Below are 18,722 nucleotides of genomic sequence, written 5' to 3' on the forward strand. Positions count from 1 at the left end.
TCGGGAAAGCGAACGGACATGGATCTGATTTTGTGGCGCAATGCGGAAGCCGAAGCGGCAACGGACAAGATCGCGGACAATCGACGCAAGCTTTCTGGACGTGGCGAGAAGCATGCGGAGCGCATGGCCGAGTGGCTGAAGAAGCAGCCGCTGCGCAAGGTTCAGGTCCTTTCCAGCCCGGCGCGACGGGCCCGACAAACCGCGCAGGCCCTGGGCCTGCCCTACGACGTCAAATCGCAGCTTGCGGTCGGCGCCGACGCCGCCGACCTGCTGGCCATCGCCGGCTGGCCAGACTACCATGGCACCGTCATCCTGGTCAGTCATCAGCCGGCGCTGGGCCGTCTGGCAGCACTGCTGCTGTCGGGACAGGAAGCCGACTGGACGATCAAGCGCAGCGGCGTGTGGTGGTTCAGCAATCGCGTCCGCCGCGACGAAACACAGACTGTGCTGCGGGCGGTGGCCAATCTTTGAGCCAGGGTCGGCTCAGCGCGCTGGCAAGTTCTCCAAGGGGATCGGCGCTGGCGGCGGAGCGGCTGCGGGAGCGTCGTTCTGCGGGAAGAATATCGGCGCTGCTGGCAAGGACGGCAGCGCCGGGATAGCGGCCGGTGGCAGGCCGCCCTGGGCCGGGATCGCGCCGCTTGCCGGGGCCAGCGACCGGGTGATAAACACCCATTCTGAATAGTGCGCAGCCTCCTCGAAAGACTCGTTCTCCAGTTCGAACTCGGCGATCTTGATGGGTTTCGCGTTCGAGAGACTGTGCACACCCATGATTCCGCCGCCCGGCGCGCCGACCAGGCCCCACTCGTTCTTGCCGGTAATCGGGTCCGGATAGAGTTGCCGCAAGTGCCGGCGCACGCCTGGATAGCGCGGGTCCTTGAGCAGTTCGGCGAGGGCGCCCGGGTAGCGGCGGTCGCCAGCCGGGCTGCTGTTCAGATAACTGGCAAGCGCCTGCCGATACGCAGCCCCCACTTCGAGCAGCCGCTGCTCGGCCTCACGCCGCTGCACGATGCTGCCGAGGGTCAAGGTGGCGCTCGTCGCCAGCGCCAGGATGGCGACCAGAATCAGCAGCCCGAGGTAAGTGAAGCCGGCCTCGCAGCGGCCGGCGCAAGCGCGGCAAAAACGATCGCCGCGCATGGCTACAGTTCGGTAAACGGCTGGCCGTCCCGGGTGGCGCCGTCGGCGCCGCTCTTGAGGTCATAGACACGGCCTCCGACGCCAGCCGAATCGGGCGCAATCAGCAGCCAGGTAGTCGAACTACCGGTAATCGGATCGTAGGGCAGCGCGCGTAGATATTTTTCGCTGACCAGCTCGTCGAGGCTTTCGGGATAGCGCCCCTTGTCAGCGTAGAACTTGTCGATCGTCTCGCGCACCAGGTGCAGATTCTCGCGCAGCACCGCTTCTTTCGCGACATCGATGCTGTTGAAGTATCTCGGCACGGCCAGGGTGAGCAGCAGGGCGATGATCGACAGCACGACCAGCAGCTCGATAAGCGTAAAACCCTGCCCGCGCAGGCGAGGCCTGGCGCGATTCACCATTGCCGGTAGGGCACGCCGTTCAAACCGACGCCTTTTGATCTGGAGTACACGTCGTACACGTCGTCGCCCTCGCTCGGGTTATCGGGTTCGCTGGTGTAAGCGCGTTTGGCCCAGGTATCGGCTGGCTGCGCCCGGCTATCCGGATGCAGCGGATCGCGCGGAATCCGCCGCAGGAAGTAAATTTTCCGCTGCTTGGGGTCGCGCAAATCCACTTCTCCCGCGAGCAAAACCTGCAGATTCGCCGGATAACCGCTGTCGCTCACCGCCGTCCTGATACGACCTTCGTCACCGGCCTTCTTGTACTGATCGATGGCAGAGCGCAGTTCACGCAGTGCGAGTCTGAGCTCCTGCTCCTTGGCGCGCTGAACGGCAGTCTGCGCCACCGGCACGACGACCCCTGCCAGCACGGCAACAATGGCCAGGGTGATCAGCAGTTCTAGCAGCGAGAAACCATCGCCACGACCCACTGCACCCACGCCACCGCCGGTGGCACCGATCCTACGCCAGGAAATCGTCGCCCGAGGTCGGGCCAATCCGCTCATCATTGCTCACTGGACAACGGTCAACGGGTGCGCCGGCGGCAGCTTGGCCTTGATCGCCGAGCCGCCTGAGCCAACCGGGGCGATGGTAATCAGCTCGATCTTCGCGTCACCGGGCGCCACGGCACGGAAATTGAGCGTCGCCACCACGTCCTGCAAGGTCGCGCCGCCGGCACCCGAACGGGTCCCGGTAATCAGCACCTGTCCACCGGGATCGACGCGATAGGTGAAGCTGGTCTCGCCGCCATTCTGGCGGAGGAAGCCCCCCTCGCTGACGTCGGCGACCTGCACCACGCGCGGATCGAAAGCGATCGCCAGCGGCAGGCTGACCACCGGCTGATCTGCCTGCATGACCAGCTGCAAGGAAAAGCTGTCACCGGTGCCGAGCTGCGTCGGGCCCTGCCAGAGCAGCTGCGCTCCAGCACCCGAGGCGACCGCCGCCTGGGCGGTCTCCGCGGTCTGGGCATCCTGAGCCGTCAGGACGCCTGCGGAATTGGCCGCCGACACCGGCTGAGCGCCGCTGGAAGCCGCCGTCTCGGCCGGGTAATTGCCTGGCGCTCGGCTCCTGGCACCGCTGGCACCCGCCGACAGGCCCACCAGGCTCAACGGCGAACCGCTAGGGGCGGCCACGCCCGAGGCACTGGCCAATGCCGCTCCCCGAGCAGCCGGCCGGCTGCGGAAGTTGCTCTCGGTGCCGCCATCGAACTCGGCAAGATAGGCCTCCGGGCGCTGGATGTTGCGCAGCACCCGGGGAGTGATGGAGAGCACGATCTCGGTCTTGATTCCCTCCTCGCGATGCCCTCCGAACAATCGACCGAGCACCGGAATATCCCCCAGGAAGGGCACCTTGTCGGCAGTCCGGCGGTCTTCGTCGCTGATCAAACCGGCGAGCAACTGGTTCTCGCCGTCTTTGAGACGCAGGACGCTGGTCGCCGTGCGCGTGCCGATGCGATAGGCAACAGTCCCCGATTTGGTCTCCACCTGATCAATGATGTTGCTGACCTCGAGGGTCACTTTGATGGCCACTTCGTTGTCCAGGTAAATCGTTGGTTCGATGTCCAGCTTGAGCCCGACATCGATGTAAGTAATCGACTCGGAGACAAAGCCTGTCGAAGTAGCCGTCGAGGTGATGTTGGGCACGCGTTCGCCAATCAGAATCTTGGCTTTCTCGCGGTTGCGCGCGCGAATCCGCGGGTTGGCCAGCAGGTTGACGTCGGAATCGGCCTGGTTGGCGCTAATAATGACCGGGCCGACGGTAGCCCCAATGGTCGACGAGTTGAGATTGCGCAGATCGTTCAGGGTCAGCTGGCCACCATCGGCCGACGGCAGCGGGGTCAGCGCCAGGTTGTTCGGCCAGTTGACCCCCAGGTCGCGAAGACGGGAGCGTTTGACCTCAAGGATCTCCACTTCGAGCATCACCTCGGGCTCCGGCACGTCCTGCAAGGCAACCAGTTTCTCGGCGACGCGAACCGCTTCCGGGCTGTCACGAATCATCAGCAGATTCAGTTTCTCGTCGACCACGATATCCCGGCTCTTGAGGATCGTCTTCAAGGTAGTGGCGACGGTCTTGGCGTCCGAATTCGCCAGATAGAAGGTCCTCACCGTCAAGGCCTGGTAGTCGCGCTGTTTGAGCGGGGTGTTCGGATAGATCAGGATGGAGTTGCCATCGAGGACGCGCTGCTCGAGCTGGTTGGTCAGCAGCACCAGGTTGATCGCTGCCTCGATGGTACTGTTGCGCAGGAAGATGGTGACCTTCTGATCGGCGCGCAAATCCTTGTCGAAAACGAAGTTCAGCCCCGAGGTACGCGAAATCACTTCGAAAACAGTTTTTAGCGGCGTGTCCTTGAACTCGATGCTGATCGGCTTGCGGTAGGCCACCGCCAGCACCGATTCCTTGACGACGCGCGCAGCGCTGGCTTCCATAATGCGCTGCAAATCCAGCGCACGCGGGTGCTGCGGGTTGGCCGCGAGAATCGTGCGCAGACTGGCCAGCGCCGCTTCGCCGTCGGCCCGGCTCCAGGCGGCCAGCGCTTCGCTGTAGAGAATGTCATGCCGACGCGCAGCAGCCACCAACTGCAGCCCGGTGAGCGCCCGCTCATTACCCGCTTGCAGCACCAGTGCACGCCGAAAAGCGCCATCGGCGGCCTCGTAACGGGCCTCCGCCAGGGCGCGTTCGCCGACCTCCAGGCTGGCCTTGACGTAGCGTTCCTGCGCCCGTGCGTAGGCGATGCGATACTCCGCAGAACCCGGTTCAAGCTTGATCGCCTCCTGAATTCTGGCCAGCCCGGCGTCGACCTGTTCAGCGGCCAACAGCTCCTGCCCCTCGGTATACGCCGTCTGCGCAGCGCAACCGGCCAGCATCAGGGCCGCGGCGACGCTCAGGCAGCAATGCCGCCAGCCTGCCGGTACAGCGCGCATACCCGGCCTCTCCTTGCTCACTATGGCGATCCTCCGATCGATATGCTCTGTGCCTGCTTCAGCGGCAGGTAGATCAAGGTCAGTGTGGACGGGGCAATCGCCTTGACCTGGTAGTCTCGTTCAAGCCTCGTCCCCTCGTGAACAATGAACACCTGTTCGCCGCGTGCGAGGTAAGCCTCCCAGCGCCCCGCTTCGAATTTGTTGCCAAGGTACAGGAAGGGGGGCGGCGGTGCCATTGGTGCGAGTGTTCTTGCGGATGTTGCCGAGGTCACGGGCATCGCCGGGGGCAGCGGCGCCCAGCTTAGCGACGGAAACAGATCGCGACTTGCACGCTCATCAGTGGCACCGGGAATCAGTTGCGCGCGCGGAATCAGGGCCGCGATTTCCAACGTCGCGGCGGCATTGCCGGCGCGCGTCGGTGACAGCGCCGAGCGACTGTCGACCGGCCTGCGGGCGGCAAGCCTGCTGTCGGCATTCGGCGCGGACGCTGCGCGCGGCGAAGTCGGCGCAACGACTTCGCCGCGCGAGCTGTCCGACGGCGTCTTGTCGCCAAACAGCGCCAGCCAGGCAGCAAGCAGCAACAGGGCAAGGAGCAGCAAGCGACGCCGGTTCATCGAGGCACCTCATCGGCGCGCTCCGCCGCGTCCGCACCGAGCACGCCAACGCCCTCTGTCGGCCGCGCCCGATGATGCCAGATGGTCAGGCTGACCCTGGCCTCGACCTCGTTGCGAGCAATTTCATCGCGCTTGAATCCCAGTTCATCGACCGCAATGAAGGCCTGCGTGGCCAGGATCTCTTCAATCCAGCGGCGAATATCGGCGTAGCGCCCACGCACCGGCACGATCATCTGCAGGGTGTCAGCTTGCGCCTGCAGGTCACGGCCACGCTGATACTCGGCGCGCGTGCTCAGCAACTGATGACTGGCCACCAGGTCGAGCACCGCCTGGATACTGGCGAGAACCTGACTTTCTTCGGCGAGAACCTCCTGAAACGCCTGGTAGTGGCGTTCGGAGGCCGATTCCGGCGCTCCCGGCGGCGGCTCGCCGTTCGCCGCGCGCGCCTGCAAGGCGCGCAGACTGCCCTGCGCCGCCGCCAGCTCGGCGTGCAGCGCCGGCAGGAGTGTTGCGGCCAGTACAAGCAGCAAGCAGAAGCTCAGCGCCAGAAGCAGCCACCACGGTCCATGCCGGTGCAAGCCAATCTCGGCGCTCAGGCGCAAGCGGTCGACCAGCAGCGAGATGCGCTTCACCGGAGCTCCCGGGGACGCGCCTGCGGCGTCGCGCGGTCGCTGGCCGGGCCCTTGCCTGGCGTATCGTCGAACAGCGCCTCGAAGCTGAAGCGCAGCGGCCGGTTGGGGTCCTTGTCGTTGATTTCCTGTTTGCTCACCAGCGCCCGGGAAAAAGGTGCGGCCGCCCCCAACGCGGCCAGGTAGTCGAGCATCGTCTGGTGATCCATCGCTTCGGCGACCCCCTTGACCAGGCGCCGCTGGTTATCCGGCTCGATCTGCAGCAACGCGATGTCGGCGCGGGCCACGCTCTCGAAAGCGTCGAGCAGCGCCGGCCACGGCGTATTCAGTTGCCCGATGGCGCCGTTGACGGCCAGTACCTGCGCGGCGGACAAGAACAGCGGCGGTCGCGGCGGCGGCGTATGGGCGGCAATTTCCCGGCCGGCCCGAACGATCGCCTGCGCACTTTCAGCGCGCTGCCGTTCGAGCTGTAGCACTTGCCAGGCCAGCGCTGCGGCAGCCAGCACCGCCACCCCGCCAAGGGCAATCAGAATCGCCCGACTGCGCGTGGCCAGGGGCTGCTGCCAGGGCGGACGAACGACGAAATCGATGTTCAGGGGCTTCATGACCGCCTCCCGGCAAGCGCCAGCTGTGTGGCTGCCGAGCCTCCGCCGCCAGGCAGGCGAATCGTCCGCGACTCGAGGCCGGCCATGCGGCTTGCTAGTGGCAGCCAGTCGGCCGCGCCCGCCCACAACAGCGACTGCTGTTTGCCGCTCGCACCCTGATCCGGGCTGCGCAGGCGTTCCTGGGCCAACAGGGTTTCCAGGGCGGCGAAATCCGGGACGCTGGGCAAGAGCACGCTGCGCGTACTTGCCACCTGGTCGTTGCAGATATAGAGCAAACTCAGCCTCTGCCCGAAGCCGACCAGCAAGCAGCCGTCGCTCGGAATCGATGCGCACAGGCGATTGCAGACGCGGACCAGGGCCGGAGTCATCGAATCGAGGCGCCAGGAATGCGCCTGCGCCCACTGATCGAGCGCCCGATAAAGTACCCGCGGCAACGCGCAGACGACGAACGGGAAGCTCGCATGCCAGTCGCCAACCAACAGCCAATGCTCGGCCGACTCGCCATAGAGCGCCGCAAAGCGGGCTGCCGCCGTGGCGCGCAATTCGCGCAGCCCTTGCGCGCCACGTGGCGGCGTGACGACGAAACTCCTGACCAGGCCGTCATCGAGCGTAACGCTCAAAGATGGGGACTGCGCGTCGGAGTGCGTGCCAGCCTGCGCCTGGTCAGCGGCTGCCAGCGGCGCAGGCTGCAGCGCTGCCAGGGCCGCACCCAGGGCTGCCGTGGCGGCACTGGCTGTTGCCGCGGCGGGGGCGGCGACAGCCAGTGCCGCCAGAAGCTGCGGGGTGTCCGTAGTTGCTTCCGGCTCGGCCAGGAGGACGAGGTCGCTTGCGCTGCAGCCGAGCAGCAGTCGTCTAGCACGAAAGCGTGACACGGCGCAGTTCCTCGAGGGTGGTCTCGCCGCTGGCGACCAGACGCAGCGCGGCTTCGGTCAGGCTGCGCGTACCGTTGCGGTAGGCAACTTCCTTGAGCTGCCTGAGCGGACGTTTTTCGATGATCAACTCGCGCAACTCATCGTTCAGATTCAGAATCTCGGCGATCGCCTTGCGCCCACGATAACCGCTACCTCGACAATCGCCACAGCCGCTGCCGCGGCGGAAGTCGAAATCCGCCAGCGCATCGGCGGTGATGACGAAGCGTTCGAGCTCCGCTTCGCCGGGCGTATAGGCTTCGCTGCAGCGTGCACAGTTAACGCGCAGCAGACGTTGCGCCCAGATACCGTTCAGCGCGGAGGCAAAAGCGTAGGGATCGATGCCCATGTGCGTAAAACGACCGAAAACATCGAAGACGTTGTTGGCATGCACGGTGGTCAACACCAGATGCCCGGTCAACGCCGACTGCACGGCGATCTCGGCCGTTTCGCGGTCACGGATTTCGCCGATCATGATCTTGTCGGGATCGTGGCGCAGAATCGAGCGCAGGCCGCGCGCAAAGGTCAGGCCTTTCTTGTCATTGACCGGAATCTGCAGGACGCCGGGCAGCTGGTACTCGACCGGGTCTTCGATGGTGATGATCTTGTCGCGACCGCTATTGATCTCGGAAATGGCGCCGTACAGGGTGGTGGTCTTGCCCGAGCCGGTCGGGCCGGTCACCAGCAACATCCCGTAGGGTTCTTCGACCAGGCGCCGCAGGGCTTTCAGCGAGAGAGCGTCGAAGCCCAGCAGGTCCAGCGTCAGCGAGCCGTGCGCCTCGATGACGCCACGCTTGTCGAGAATGCGCACGACCGCATCCTCGCCATGAATGCTGGGCATGATCGATACCCGCAGGTCAATGTCGCGACCGGCCACCTGGACCCGAAAGCTGCCGTCCTGCGGCGTTCGCCGCTCGCCAATATCGAGTTCGGCGAGCACTTTCAGCCGCGACACCACCTGCTCGGCGAGGGCCACGCCACTGATCTGCGCGACCGTGTCGAGTACCCCGTCGAGGCGATACTTGATGGTAATGCCAGTCGGCGTGCTCTCGAGATGCACATCACTCGCCGCCGCCCGTACGGCGTCATAGACGGTGGAATTAACCAGTTTGACAGCCGGGCTCGAGGCTTCACTGAGCGACGCAAAACTGAGGACTTCTGCGCTCCGCGAGGGATCGACGGCGCTGCTGCTATCGTGCACCAGGGACTGCACGGCATGCACCGATTCTTCATGTTTCGACAGATAGGCCTGGATGTCAGCCGTCAGAGCCAGGCAATAGTGCAGCGGTGCAGCGGACAGGCTGCTCAGCCAGACCATGCAATCGCTGTCAAAGGGATCGCCGATGACGGCAATGAGCCGCGTTTCATCCCCCTCGCCGCCTCCGCCACTGGGCAGCGAGCGCAGCAGCACACAGCCACGCTGCTGCGCCTTGAGCAGCGGCAGCAGGTCGAAGGCCGCACCACAAGCCAGCATCTCGGTGGTATCCATGACCAGCAGCTGAAAGCGCCGCGCCAGAGCGTCGACCAGCTGGCGCGGTTCATTGGCGGTCAGCGCTTCGAGTTCGCTGACCAGCGAGCGCCCGGAGCCGCGCGCCAGATTCCTGGCTTTCTGCAGCAGGGCATCGTCAATGCTTTCGCTGCTCGGCTCGCCGGCAGCGTTCATTGCAGCGCACCCGCGAGGTCGAAAATTGGCATGTACAACAGAACCACGATCAGCCCCACCAGGAGGCCGATGGCAGTCATCAGCAGCGGCTCGAAGACTTTTGCGAAGCGCTCTATCCAGCGCGCACTCTCACCTTCGTAGAACAAGGCCGAGCGCGTCAGCATGGCGCCCATCTGCCCGGACTTTTCGCCGACGCGCAGCAGGCGCAGGGCAACCGGCGTCGCCAGCCCGCTGCGCTCGAAAGCCTCCGACAAGGCGCCGCCGTCGGAGATGAAGCTGCGCGCAGTACGCAGTGCGTCGCGCGTTTTCGGAGAAACGGCGTCGCCGACGATATCAAGCGCCGTCAGGATCGGTATCCCCCCTTCGAGCAGCATGCCGGTGGTCAGGTACAGGCGCGACAACTCGATCACCCGGATGCGCTCGCCGACACCCGGCAGGCGGGTCAGGAAAACGATCCAGCGACCGCTGCGCATGAAGTGCCGCAGCGAGAAGATAGCCGCCGTGGTCAGCACCAGCAGCCCCCAAAAAACGGCGTCGGCATGCTCGCTGAGCAATTGTCCCCAGTCGAGCAGGCGCTGTGACAACCAGGGCAGCGAACGACCGCTCCCCTGGTACACGGCAGAAAAACGCGGCACGACGTAAGCCATCAGGAAAACAGTCACCGCAGCGCCGACGGCGAGCAGGATGGCCGGGTAAATGGCCGCACTGAGCAACTTGCTGCGCACGGCGTCGAGCCGCGTCTGATAGTCGATATAGCGCGCCAGGGCGTGCGGCAGGTCGCCGGTCCCTTCGGCAGCCTTGACGATGCCGACGTAAAGGGGTGGGAAGACCCCGGGTTGCAAGGCCAGGGCGGCCGAAAAACGCAGGCCTTCGCGCAGGTGAGTGGTCAGTCGTTCGAGCACTGCCCGCGAGGTCGGAGAGCTTTCTTTCTCGAGCAATGCGTCGAAGGTCTCGACCAGGCTCAAGCCGGCTTCCAGCAAGGCCAACAATTCGGCGCTGAACAAGAGCAGTGAAAACGCTCGGCTGCCGCGCCCCGGCAAGCGCGCCGCCGCGTCACCGACACCACCTGCCGCCTTGATCGACAGCGGCTGCAGCCGCCGTTGTTGCAGCAACCTGCCTACCTCCCCGGCATCCGCGGCATCAATGCTGTGCGTCTCGATCAGGTTGTCGGAAGATAGGGCACGAACCTCAAAGCGCATCCTCGCTCCGCCAGATTCTCATTGATAGGTGACGTCGGCGGCATCGCCGGTCCCTCCGGGCTGGCCGTCCTTGCCATACGAGGTGATCTCGAAGTCGCCAGTGCTCCCTGGCGACCGGTAGAGGTAGGCGTGACCCCAGGGATCGTCGGGCACCGCCTTCTGCAGATAAGGGCCGTTCCAGCGGGCGGCGTTGGCCGGCTTGCTGAGCAAGGCCTCGAGCCCTTCTTCGCTGCTCGGATAGCGGCCGACTTCCAGCCGATAGGTGTCGAGTGCGCGTGCGAAGGCCTCCACCTGCGCCTTGGCCACCCCCTGCTCGGACCTGCCCAACTGCGAGAAGTACTTCGGGCCAACATAGGCCGCCAACAGGCCGATGATGGTCACTACCACGAGCAGTTCGAGCAGGGTGAAGCCGGCGGCGGTGCGCGCCTGGAAAGTACGGTGCAGGGTCCCGCTCACAGCCCTCCCCCCCTTGCCGCTGCCGCCAGCACCGCCGGTACATAAAGCATCGTTTCGCGATAGGGCGGAATGCGGCCGCCGTTCCTGGCCACCGCCCCCTGGCCGGCGTTGTAGGCCGCCAGGGCCAGGGCGACGTTGCCACCATGCAGGTGGAGCAGGTCCTTGAGATGGCGCACGCCGGCGTCGATGTTCTGCGCCGGATTGGCGGCGTTGGTCACGCCGTAGCGTGCCGCGGTCGCTGGCATCAGCTGCATCGCACCCACTGCCCCTGCCGGCGAAACAGCGGCGGTGTTGAAGCCGGATTCGACGGCAACTACTGCCGCGACCAATTCCGGCTCCACCTGATGGAGGTGAGCGAAATGCGCGATCAACGGCGTCAACTGCCGCCGACCCTGTTCCTGGCTGACGTGGCTACGTGTGCTTGGCGCCTTGCCGCTCTTCGTGCGCACCGTCTCACCGCGAATGAACACGCGGTAACTGGCGTCGAGACGCTGGGTGGCGTAACGGGGGCTGCCATCGACCGCGTAAGAAACGAAGACGCGGCCGACGGTCGCTGCGGTTGCCACAGGCGGCAGCAGGCTACCAGCGCACAACGCAGTTGCCACGGCAAGCCGCATGCAGATCATCCGATAACGAGGAGAAGTCACTTTCGCCACGATTCTCCCATCAGAACACCCCTCTCCCAGCTGGAGCAGACCACCGTTCGCCAGATGGCCTGCTGCACCGCTCGGACCCACAGCTTAACGGCAGATGGTGCCTTTGACCGGGGCACCAGCAAACTCGTAGCCAACGATCTCCATTGAAACACTGGCGTTGGAGAATTTCTTGGTACCGCCAACACCAATCAGTTGCTCAATAGCCAATGGCCCCCGCTGATCAGTGGCGGGAAGTAAGACGCCGGTATCACGCAGGAATATCTGGCCCAATTCCTTATCTTTTCTGGGCTCACCGGTGGCAGTAACCGTCACCACCGTTGCCGCAGTAAGCATCTGCGGACAGGGAACAGAGCCGCAACTTGTGCCCCCCGCAAGAGGGAAGCTATTGACTGTCAGCGCCGACACAGACGTCGCCTCAACCGCACGCCCTCCCAGCGTGGCGCCACTGATTTCTCCCGAGAAGCACATCTGTAGCGGCAGCGGAGCAGCCAACGGGTATCCTGGTGGCAATTGTTGGTAGTGGAAAACAGCGCCCTCAAAAAAAGCGCTCTTTGCCCTTTATCGCGTCGAAGCCCTGGCAATCCCCCAGCGTCGGCGACGGATTGAAGGCCAACTTCAGCGTTCCTTGAAACGGTTCACAACGAGAACCCGCCGTCGCCACACCGACACCAGCGCCCAGCAACAAACCACCCACCACCATAGCTGCAAGTTTTTTCATGGTTTTCTTCCCTCTTGATGTTGAGAAACAGGAAACGCCAGCACAGGCCGGCTCGCCGACCAGTAAAACCCTAAAAAAAACAACGTCTTAGAGAATCGCATCAATTGAACAGGAAAGACAAGAGTATCCGCCGTCGACCTGTTCGCCGTTTGAGGCATCAGCAAGCCTGACCGGCGACCGGCCGCGCCGGGTCACTACACCATTCGCTCCACGAACCGGCATACAGACGTGCGTCATGCAGACCGGCGATTTCCATGGCCAGGAGGTTGTGACAGGCGGTGACGCCCGAGCCACAGCTCATTACTGCCTGCTTCGGATCGATCCCGGCGAGCAGCGCCAGCAGCTCCCGGCGCAGTTCGGCGGCGGGGCGAAAACAACCTTCGCTATCGAGATTGTCGCGGAAGAAGCGGTTGCGCGCGCCCGGAATGTGACCACCGACCGGGTCGAGCGTTTCGTTCTCGCCACGGAAGCGATCCGGGCTGCGGGCGTCAATCAGGCAGAACTGGCCGTTGCTAACATCGGCCAGAACCTCCTGGGTCGTGGCTACCCAGTCACGTGGCGACCCCTCGAAACGCGCTACGGCAACTTCTGGTGACGCCGTCGACAGCGGCCTGCCCTCTGCGACCCAGCGCTCGATGCCGCCGTCGAGAACAGCGACGCGATCGTGGCCCAGCCAACGCAGCAACCACCATAGTCGACTGGCCATCATCCCGCCTGCGTCGTCGTAGGCGACCACCTGCGTTTCGCCTGAAACGCCGGCCGCGCCCAGCGTGGCGGCGAGAAGCTGTGGGTCGGGCAAGGGATGACGACCGTTGCTGCCATTCATCGGCCCCGACAGGTCGCGATCCAGATGCAGAAAACTCGCCCCCGGCAGATGCCCGGCGGCGTAGGCGTGGGCACCGGCTTCGGGATCGCTCAGTTGATGGCGACAATCAAAAATTCGCCAGTCGGGATCGTCGAGATGATGGGCCAGACGAGCGGCACTGACGACCGTCGAGTAGCTCACGCCAGCCCCTCCCCGTCCCCTTCGGCCAGCCACGCGCGGGCTTCGACTTCTTCGTCGAAAACGCGCATCTCGGCTTCGACGAAAATCTGAGACAACCAGGCGCTCCACGCCACCCACTGACTTTCGGTGAGCACCGCAATGCGGCTGAAATCCTTGGCATGGGCACGCGAAAAGACGATATCTTCCCAGGCCACGTCGAGAGTGAAATCGGCCATCTCGCGCAAGTCGAAAAACAGGTCAACCTGCCCCTCGAACTGGATGACGTAATTGACGGCGTTTTCGAACTCCTGATAATCGGCGAGCGTGAATTCCGCATAAACCGTGACCTCGACCCGCCTGGGCCGGTTTTCGATGACTATCATGGCATCCTCCCTTTTTTGGTTGCGCAAGTGTAGCACCAGTCCCATCGCCAGCGATTGTGTCACGCTCTGGCCAGAAGCGGGGGCGCGAGAATGCTTTCCATTTGTTGACCGCGGAGCCACTAATACGCTATTTTCGGCGGTTTGATTCGAGCCTCTCCGATGCCACGACCAAACTCCGAGAAAGCCGTCGACGCGCCGCACGCGCTTCGGACGCGGTGACCATTGGCAAACTGAAATTCGAGGCGGCTCTTGCCGAACTTGAACAGCTAGTCCAGGACATGGAGGGAGGCCGCCTGCCACTCGAGGAGTCACTGGCGGCATATCGCCGTGGCAGCGAACTATTGACGCACTGCCAACAGCAGCTCAGCAACGCCGAAGCGCAAATCCAGGTGCTTGAAAACGGCGCGCTGCGCGCTTTCGAGCCCACTGGCGGCGAAGCCAAGTGAGCGTGCCGACAGCACTTGCCCCTGCACCAGCGCCAGGGACCCTAGCCTTCCCGGACTGGATGCGTCGCGTCCAGGTACAGGTCGAAGCGGCCATCGCCGGCAACTTGCCGCCTGCTGAAGCGATTCCGGCTCGCCTGCACCGGGCGATGCGCTATGCCAGCCTGAATGGTGGCAAACGGATAAGACCGCTGCTCGTTTACGCGGCCGGCGAACTGACAGCGGCCCCGGCGGAACGGCTGCAAGTGGTGGCCAGCGCAGTCGAGCTGATCCACAGCTATTCGCTGGTCCACGACGACCTGCCGTCAATGGATAACGACGTGCTGCGACGGGGCCGGCCGACCTGCCACGTGGAGTTCGATGAAGCGACGGCCTTGCTGGTTGGTGACAGCCTGCAGGCGCTGGCCTTCGAACTGCTGGCGCGCAAGGATTTCGGCGAGCCGGGCCGGCAACTGGAAATGCTGCGCCTGCTAGCCCGCGCCAGCGGCTCGTGTGGCATGGCGGGCGGCCAGTCGATTGACCTCGAAGCGGTCGGCAAGAGCCTCAACCAGCCTGAGCTTGAACTGATGCACGCGCTCAAGACCGGTGCCTTGATCCGCGCGGCAGTGCTGCTCGGCGCCCTTTGCGGTGCCGCCTTGAGCGTCGACGAAAGCACGTCGCTCGACCGCTTCGCCAAACGTGCCGGCCTGCTTTTTCAGGTCGTCGACGACATCCTCGATTGCACGGCCAGTACCGCGACCCTCGGCAAGACAGCCGGCAAGGATGCGGCCGCCGAAAAGCCGACCTACGTCAGCCTGATGGGCCTCGAACGCGCCCGCGAGTTTGCCGACGATCTGAGAAAACAGGCGCTCGAAGCGCTCACACCTTTCGGCGCACGCCGCCAGCGCCTGCTCGAACTCACCGACTTCATTACCCAGCGCAAATTCTAGGCGCCGCTTCCGCTCACCGCCACCAGCGAGCGCTTCTGCAGGACCCAAACGAGACTATGACCCTTTACCCTCTGCTCGACACCATCAGCGATCCGGCGCAAGTGCGCAAGCTCGACCGCCGCCAGTTACCACAACTGGCTGACGAGTTGCGTGCCTTTCTGGTCGACTCGGTTTCCCGGACCGGTGGTCACCTCTCGTCGAACCTCGGCACGGTTGAGCTAACGGTCGCCCTGCATTATGTCTTCGATACGCCGCACGACCGCCTGGTGTGGGACGTCGGCCACCAGACCTATGCGCACAAGACGCTCAGCGGCCGCCGCGAGGGCATGGCCAAGCTGCGCATGCACGGCGGCATCTCGGGCTTTCCGAAACGCGGCGAAAGCCCGTACGACACTTTCGGCGTCGGTCACTCGTCGACATCGATCTCGGCGGCCCTGGGTATGGCGCTGGCCGCCAAGATCAAGCACGAAACCCGCAAAGTGGTGGCCATCATCGGCGATGGCGCGATGTCGGCTGGGCAGGCCTTTGAAGCCCTCAACAATGCCGGCGTCGCCGACGCCGACATGCTCGTCGTTCTCAACGATAACGACATGTCGATCTCACCGCCGGTGGGAGCGCTCAACCGCTACCTGGCACGACTCTTTTCCGGTAACACCTTCAACGCCGCGCGCAAGGCAGGCGAGAAGATTCTCGACTTTTCGCCGTCCTTGCTCGAATTCGCCAAGCGCGCCGAGGAGCACGTCAAGGGCATGCTGACCCCGGGGACACTGTTCGAGGAACTCGGCCTCAACTACATTGGCCCGATCGACGGCCACGATCTCGAATCGCTGGTACCGACGCTGCTCAACCTGAAGAACCTCAAGGGTCCGCAGTTCCTGCACGTGATCACCAAGAAGGGCCAGGGTTACAAACTGGCCGAGGTCGATCCGATCCTCTACCACGGGGTCTCGAAATTCAAGCCGGAAGTCGGTATCGCCGGCGGCAAACCGGGCGCAAAACCGAGCTACACGCAGGTTTTTGGCGACTGGCTGTGCGACATGGCGGCCGCGGATCCGAGACTGGTCGGAATCACGCCGGCGATGCGCGAAGGCTCCGGCCTGCTGCGCTTCAGCGAATGTTACCCGGATCGCTATTACGATGTCGGCATCGCCGAGCAGCACGCCGTCACCTTTGCCGCCGGCCTGGCCTGCGAAGGCATGCGGCCGGTGCTGGCGATCTACTCTACCTTCCTGCAGCGTGGCTACGATCAGCTGATACACGACGTGGCTTTGCAAAACCTGCCGGTAGTCTTCGCGCTCGACCGTGGCGGCCTGGTTGGTGCCGACGGCCCGACACACCACGGTGCCTTCGATATTTCCTTCCTGACCTGCATCCCGAACATGGTGCTGATGACGCCGACCGACGAAGACGAGTGCCGCAAGATGCTGACCACCGCCTATCAGCTGGACGGACCGAGCGCCGTGCGCTACCCGCGGGGCAGCGGCACCGGCGCGCCGATCGACAAGACGCTGCTCGGTTTGCCGCTCGGCAAAGGTGAAATTCGCCGCCGGGGGGCCGAGGTCGCGCTGCTCGCTTTCGGCAGCATGCTGACGCCGGCGCTCGAAGCGGCTGAAGAACTCAACGCCACGGTAGCCAATATGCGCTTCGTCAAACCGATCGACCGCGAGTTGGTCCTCGCCCTGGCAGCAGAACATTCCCTGCTGGTCAGTGTCGAAGAGAATGCCTTGATCGGTGGTGCCGGTTCCGAGGTCGCGCGCGTCCTCGAGGAAGTTGCCGGCACCACGCGATTCTTGCGCCTGGGAATTCCCGACCGCTTCATCGATCATGGCGACCAGGCGCTACTGCTGGCCGAGATCGGCCTCGACCGCGACGGAATCGTCGCCGCAGTGCGCGCCCGGCAAGGCTGCAGCGCGGGCGAGCCCGAGGAAATCGTTGCGGGCAGCATATAGAACACCCATCAGGAGCAGTAATGAACGCACCAGAAAACCCGCAACCGACCACGATGGTGGACGTCCAGGGCTCAGCCGATACCCGCCGCATCGCCATCAACAAGGTCGGCATCAAGGCGATACGACACCCGGTCAAGGTGCTCGACAAATCCGGCGGCGTACAGCACACGATCGCCGTGTTCAACATGTACGTCAGCCTGCCGCACAACTTCAAAGGCACGCACATGTCGCGCTTCGTGGAAATCCTCAACAGCCACGAACGCGAGATTTCCGTCGAGAACTTTCCCGCCATGCTGCGGGACATGGTGGACCGGCTTGAAGCCGAGACCGGGCACATCGAAATGAGCTTTCCGTATTTCATCAACAAGACCGCACCGGTGTCGGGGGTGCAGAGCCTGATGGATTACGACGTCACCCTGATTGGCGAGATCGGCCGTGGCGGTATCGCGTCGACGATCAAGGTCGCCGTTCCGGTCACCAGCCTGTGCCCGTGTTCCAAGGAGATTTCCGAGCGCGGCGCGCACAATCAGCGCTCGCACGTGACCGTCACCGTCAGAATCAACGATCACCTGTGGATCGAAGAACTGGTGCAATTCGTCGAAGGGCAGGCGTCCTGCGAACTCTACGGCCTGCTCAAGCGCCCTGACGAGAAATACGTCACCGAACGTGCCTACGACAATCCGAAGTTCGTCGAAGACATGGTGCGCGATGTGGCTGCGCGCCTCAACACCGAGCAGCGCATCGATGCCTATGTGGTCGAATCCGAGAACTTCGAGTCGATCCACAATCATTCGGCGTACGCGCTGATCGAGAAGGACAAGCAGGCTGCGGCGTCCTGAACCACTGACCCGCGACCCGGGCGACCCGGAAAGAAAAGTGGCGAAGTCTCCCGACTTCGCCACTTTTTCGTTTACCGCGCCAGCGCCGCGGTTCAGCGTTGCTTGCGGACCAGCTTTTCCTTGATCCGCGCCGACTTGCCCGAACGCTGGCGCAGGTAGTACAGCTTGGCACGACGGACGTCGCCACGACGCTTGACCTCGATCGCCGCGACCAGCGGCGAATAGGTCTGGAAGGTACGCTCGACGCCCTCGCCCGACGAAACCTTGCGCACGATGAAGCTGGAGTTGAGACCGCGATTGCGCTTGGCAATCACGACGCCTTCATAGGCCTGCAAACGCTCGCGCGTTCCTTCCCGCACCTTGACCTGGACAACGACGGTGTCGCCCGGGGCGAAGGCGGGAATGACCTTGCCCAGACGGGCAATTTCTTCTTGTTCAAGCTGCTCGATCAGATTCATATTCTTGACTCCATGTATGCGAACTACGCATTCTTGTCCTGACCGCATTGCTCCTGAAACTGCACCAGGAGTTGCGTTTCCGTTTTCGACAATGAACGCCCCGCCAACAACTCGGGACGCCGCTGCCACGTTCGACCCAGCGCCTGCTGCAAACGCCAGCGTCGTATTTCCTCGTGATGACCGGACAAAAAGAACATCCGGCACCCGCCGCCCGTTGTACTCCTCGGGCCGCGTATAGTGCGGGCAATCCAGCAAGCCCGCGACAAACGAATCCTGTTGTGCCGATTCGGCGTCATTCAGCACGCCCGGCAACTGCCTGACGACGGCATCGATCAGCGCCATCGCCGGAATTTCGCCACCCGAAAGGACGAAATCGCCAATAGAAATCTCTTCGTCGACGCCGGCATCGATCAGCCGCTCGTCGATCCCTTCGTAACGCCCGCACACTAGAACCAGCGCTTCCTTGCCCTGTGCCAGCTCGATCACCCGCTGGTGCGTCAGCAACGAGCCCTGCGGCGAGAGACAGATGACGCGGCTGGCCGCCAAGCCAGCGGCCAGCTGTCGTGCCTTGGCCGCAGTGATCGCCGCCGCCAGCGGCGGCGCCATCATCACCATTCCCGGGCCACCGCCGTAGGGCCGGTCATCGACGGTGCGATGCCGGTCGACGGTGAAATCACGCGGATTCCACAGCTGCAGAGTCCAGCGCCCGGCTTCCAGCGCCCGACGGGTCACCCCCGAATGGCTCACTGCGGCAAACATTTCGGGAAACAAGCTCAGCACATCAACGACAAACGCG

At 63.9% G+C, this 18,722-nt stretch carries 22 protein-coding genes and 1 pseudogene; 5 read left to right on the forward strand and 18 right to left on the reverse strand.

Translation table 11 applies throughout. From position 1 onward, the window contains the following. Positions 1 to 18: 18 nt before the first annotated feature. Positions 19 to 471: a SixA phosphatase family protein gene (locus tag E4Q23_RS05940; RefSeq protein WP_169065783.1), complete on the forward strand. Its 453-nt coding sequence runs from the start codon at positions 19 to 21 to the stop codon at positions 469 to 471. Positions 472 to 483: 12 nt separating this feature from the next. Here the strand turns inward: E4Q23_RS05940 and E4Q23_RS05945 are convergent, their stop codons facing one another. The 16 genes from E4Q23_RS05945 to E4Q23_RS06020 all read right to left on the reverse strand — a co-directional run bounded on the left by E4Q23_RS05945 (position 484) and on the right by E4Q23_RS06020 (position 13,308). Then, positions 484 to 1,134 carry a type II secretion system protein gene (locus tag E4Q23_RS05945; RefSeq protein WP_211203655.1) on the reverse strand — a complete coding sequence of 217 codons (651 nt, stop codon included), beginning with the start codon at positions 1,132 to 1,134 and terminating at the stop codon, positions 484 to 486. A gap of 2 nt (positions 1,135 to 1,136) precedes the next feature. Beyond that, entirely contained in the window at positions 1,137 to 1,535 is a 399-nt protein-coding gene (locus tag E4Q23_RS05950) for a type II secretion system protein (protein ID WP_169065784.1), read from the reverse strand. Further along, positions 1,529 to 2,077: a type II secretion system protein gene (locus E4Q23_RS05955; protein ID WP_169065785.1), complete on the reverse strand. Its 549-nt coding sequence runs from the start codon at positions 2,075 to 2,077 to the stop codon at positions 1,529 to 1,531. The genes E4Q23_RS05950 and E4Q23_RS05955 overlap by 7 nt, the downstream gene beginning before the upstream one ends. Positions 2,078 to 2,083: 6 nt before the next feature. Beyond that, a complete protein-coding gene (locus E4Q23_RS05960) occupies positions 2,084 to 4,492 on the reverse strand; it encodes a secretin N-terminal domain-containing protein (protein WP_169065786.1) in 2,409 nt (802 codons plus the stop codon). A 20-nt stretch (positions 4,493 to 4,512) separates the two neighbouring features. Then, positions 4,513 to 5,106: a hypothetical protein gene (locus tag E4Q23_RS05965; protein ID WP_169065787.1), complete on the reverse strand. Its 594-nt coding sequence runs from the start codon at positions 5,104 to 5,106 to the stop codon at positions 4,513 to 4,515. After that, complete coding sequence (locus E4Q23_RS05970) at positions 5,103 to 5,738, reverse strand: hypothetical protein (protein ID WP_169065788.1); 636 nt, start codon at positions 5,736 to 5,738, stop codon at positions 5,103 to 5,105. Before E4Q23_RS05970 ends, E4Q23_RS05965 begins: the two co-directional genes overlap by 4 nt. Continuing rightward, entirely contained in the window at positions 5,735 to 6,340 is a 606-nt protein-coding gene (locus E4Q23_RS05975; RefSeq protein ID WP_169065789.1) for a hypothetical protein, read from the reverse strand. Before E4Q23_RS05975 ends, E4Q23_RS05970 begins: the two co-directional genes overlap by 4 nt. Beyond that, on the reverse strand, positions 6,337 to 7,212 hold the full coding sequence (locus tag E4Q23_RS05980; protein ID WP_169065790.1) for a hypothetical protein: 876 nt from the start codon (positions 7,210 to 7,212) through the stop codon (positions 6,337 to 6,339). Before E4Q23_RS05980 ends, E4Q23_RS05975 begins: the two co-directional genes overlap by 4 nt. Beyond that, positions 7,193 to 8,911 carry a GspE/PulE family protein gene (locus E4Q23_RS05985; protein ID WP_169065791.1) on the reverse strand — a complete coding sequence of 573 codons (1,719 nt, stop codon included), beginning with the start codon at positions 8,909 to 8,911 and terminating at the stop codon, positions 7,193 to 7,195. The genes E4Q23_RS05980 and E4Q23_RS05985 overlap by 20 nt, the downstream gene beginning before the upstream one ends. Then, positions 8,908 to 10,110: a type II secretion system F family protein gene (locus E4Q23_RS05990; protein ID WP_169065792.1), complete on the reverse strand. Its 1,203-nt coding sequence runs from the start codon at positions 10,108 to 10,110 to the stop codon at positions 8,908 to 8,910. Before E4Q23_RS05990 ends, E4Q23_RS05985 begins: the two co-directional genes overlap by 4 nt. Positions 10,111 to 10,128: 18 nt before the next feature. Beyond that, on the reverse strand, positions 10,129 to 10,566 hold the full coding sequence (gspG, locus tag E4Q23_RS05995) for a type II secretion system major pseudopilin GspG (RefSeq protein WP_291996594.1): 438 nt from the start codon (positions 10,564 to 10,566) through the stop codon (positions 10,129 to 10,131). Then, positions 10,563 to 11,171: a lytic transglycosylase domain-containing protein gene (locus E4Q23_RS06000; RefSeq protein ID WP_211203656.1), complete on the reverse strand. Its 609-nt coding sequence runs from the start codon at positions 11,169 to 11,171 to the stop codon at positions 10,563 to 10,565. Before E4Q23_RS06000 ends, gspG begins: the two co-directional genes overlap by 4 nt. Before the next feature lie 135 nt (positions 11,172 to 11,306). Continuing rightward, positions 11,307 to 11,714 (reverse strand): hypothetical protein, encoded by a 408-nt coding sequence (locus E4Q23_RS06005; RefSeq protein ID WP_169065794.1) that lies wholly within the window; start codon positions 11,712 to 11,714, stop codon positions 11,307 to 11,309. Positions 11,715 to 11,757: 43 nt separating this feature from the next. Then, positions 11,758 to 11,940: a hypothetical protein gene (locus E4Q23_RS06010; protein WP_169065795.1), complete on the reverse strand. Its 183-nt coding sequence runs from the start codon at positions 11,938 to 11,940 to the stop codon at positions 11,758 to 11,760. A 157-nt stretch (positions 11,941 to 12,097) separates the two neighbouring features. Continuing rightward, positions 12,098 to 12,946, reverse strand: coding sequence for a rhodanese-like domain-containing protein (locus E4Q23_RS06015; protein ID WP_169065796.1), 849 nt, complete (start codon positions 12,944 to 12,946; stop codon positions 12,098 to 12,100). Then, a complete protein-coding gene (locus tag E4Q23_RS06020; RefSeq protein ID WP_169065797.1) occupies positions 12,943 to 13,308 on the reverse strand; it encodes an STAS/SEC14 domain-containing protein in 366 nt (121 codons plus the stop codon). Before E4Q23_RS06020 ends, E4Q23_RS06015 begins: the two co-directional genes overlap by 4 nt. Before the next feature lie 215 nt (positions 13,309 to 13,523). On the opposite strand from E4Q23_RS06020, the gene E4Q23_RS06025 reads away from it, so the two are divergent. From E4Q23_RS06025 to folE2, 4 genes are read left to right on the forward strand one after another with little or no spacing between them, the layout of a single operon-like run. Next, positions 13,524 to 13,754 carry an exodeoxyribonuclease VII small subunit gene (locus E4Q23_RS06025; RefSeq protein ID WP_336511611.1) on the forward strand — a complete coding sequence of 77 codons (231 nt, stop codon included), beginning with the start codon at positions 13,524 to 13,526 and terminating at the stop codon, positions 13,752 to 13,754. Positions 13,755 to 13,813: 59 nt separating this feature from the next. Beyond that, entirely contained in the window at positions 13,814 to 14,680 is an 867-nt protein-coding gene (locus E4Q23_RS06030; RefSeq protein ID WP_169065876.1) for a polyprenyl synthetase family protein, read from the forward strand. A gap of 56 nt (positions 14,681 to 14,736) precedes the next feature. Beyond that, on the forward strand, positions 14,737 to 16,629 hold the full coding sequence (dxs, locus tag E4Q23_RS06035) for a 1-deoxy-D-xylulose-5-phosphate synthase (protein ID WP_169065798.1): 1,893 nt from the start codon (positions 14,737 to 14,739) through the stop codon (positions 16,627 to 16,629). Between the two features lie 20 nt (positions 16,630 to 16,649). Further along, positions 16,650 to 17,468, forward strand: a complete 819-nt coding sequence (folE2, locus tag E4Q23_RS06040; protein ID WP_211203657.1) for a GTP cyclohydrolase FolE2 — start codon at positions 16,650 to 16,652, stop codon at positions 17,466 to 17,468. A 92-nt stretch (positions 17,469 to 17,560) separates the two neighbouring features. On the opposite strand, the gene rplS is transcribed toward folE2, so the two are convergent. Further along, positions 17,561 to 17,974: a 50S ribosomal protein L19 gene (gene rplS / locus E4Q23_RS06045; protein WP_336511612.1), complete on the reverse strand. Its 414-nt coding sequence runs from the start codon at positions 17,972 to 17,974 to the stop codon at positions 17,561 to 17,563. Then, a pseudogene (gene trmD, locus E4Q23_RS06050) lies at positions 17,950 to 18,685 on the reverse strand (tRNA (guanosine(37)-N1)-methyltransferase TrmD). Before trmD ends, rplS begins: the two are co-directional and overlap by 25 nt. Between the last annotated feature and the right edge of the window lie 37 nt (positions 18,686 to 18,722).

Origin of the sequence: Candidatus Accumulibacter phosphatis (assembly GCF_012939955.1) — a bacterium.
Lineage (GTDB): Bacteria > Pseudomonadota > Gammaproteobacteria > Burkholderiales > Rhodocyclaceae > Accumulibacter > Accumulibacter delftensis.

Coding starts and splice junctions, on each gene's coding strand:
- dxs (WP_169065798.1), top strand. CDS start 14,737: ATGACCCTTTACCCTCTGCTCGACACCATCAGCGATCCGGCGCAAGTG.
- rplS (WP_336511612.1), bottom strand. CDS start 17,974: ATGCGGTCAGGACAAGAATGCGTAGTTCGCATACATGGAGTCAAGAAT.
- E4Q23_RS05965 (WP_169065787.1), bottom strand. CDS start 5,106: ATGAACCGGCGTCGCTTGCTGCTCCTTGCCCTGTTGCTGCTTGCTGCC.
- folE2 (WP_211203657.1), top strand. CDS start 16,650: ATGAACGCACCAGAAAACCCGCAACCGACCACGATGGTGGACGTCCAG.
- E4Q23_RS05955 (WP_169065785.1), bottom strand. CDS start 2,077: ATGAGCGGATTGGCCCGACCTCGGGCGACGATTTCCTGGCGTAGGATC.
- E4Q23_RS05960 (WP_169065786.1), bottom strand. CDS start 4,492: ATGCGCGCTGTACCGGCAGGCTGGCGGCATTGCTGCCTGAGCGTCGCC.
- E4Q23_RS06010 (WP_169065795.1), bottom strand. CDS start 11,940: ATGAAAAAACTTGCAGCTATGGTGGTGGGTGGTTTGTTGCTGGGCGCT.
- E4Q23_RS05945 (WP_211203655.1), bottom strand. CDS start 1,134: ATGCGCGGCGATCGTTTTTGCCGCGCTTGCGCCGGCCGCTGCGAGGCC.
- E4Q23_RS05990 (WP_169065792.1), bottom strand. CDS start 10,110: ATGCGCTTTGAGGTTCGTGCCCTATCTTCCGACAACCTGATCGAGACG.
- E4Q23_RS05950 (WP_169065784.1), bottom strand. CDS start 1,535: ATGGTGAATCGCGCCAGGCCTCGCCTGCGCGGGCAGGGTTTTACGCTT.
- E4Q23_RS05940 (WP_169065783.1), top strand. CDS start 19: ATGGATCTGATTTTGTGGCGCAATGCGGAAGCCGAAGCGGCAACGGAC.
- E4Q23_RS06030 (WP_169065876.1), top strand. CDS start 13,814: ATGCGTCGCGTCCAGGTACAGGTCGAAGCGGCCATCGCCGGCAACTTG.
- E4Q23_RS06020 (WP_169065797.1), bottom strand. CDS start 13,308: ATGATAGTCATCGAAAACCGGCCCAGGCGGGTCGAGGTCACGGTTTAT.
- E4Q23_RS05985 (WP_169065791.1), bottom strand. CDS start 8,911: ATGAACGCTGCCGGCGAGCCGAGCAGCGAAAGCATTGACGATGCCCTG.
- E4Q23_RS05975 (WP_169065789.1), bottom strand. CDS start 6,340: ATGAAGCCCCTGAACATCGATTTCGTCGTTCGTCCGCCCTGGCAGCAG.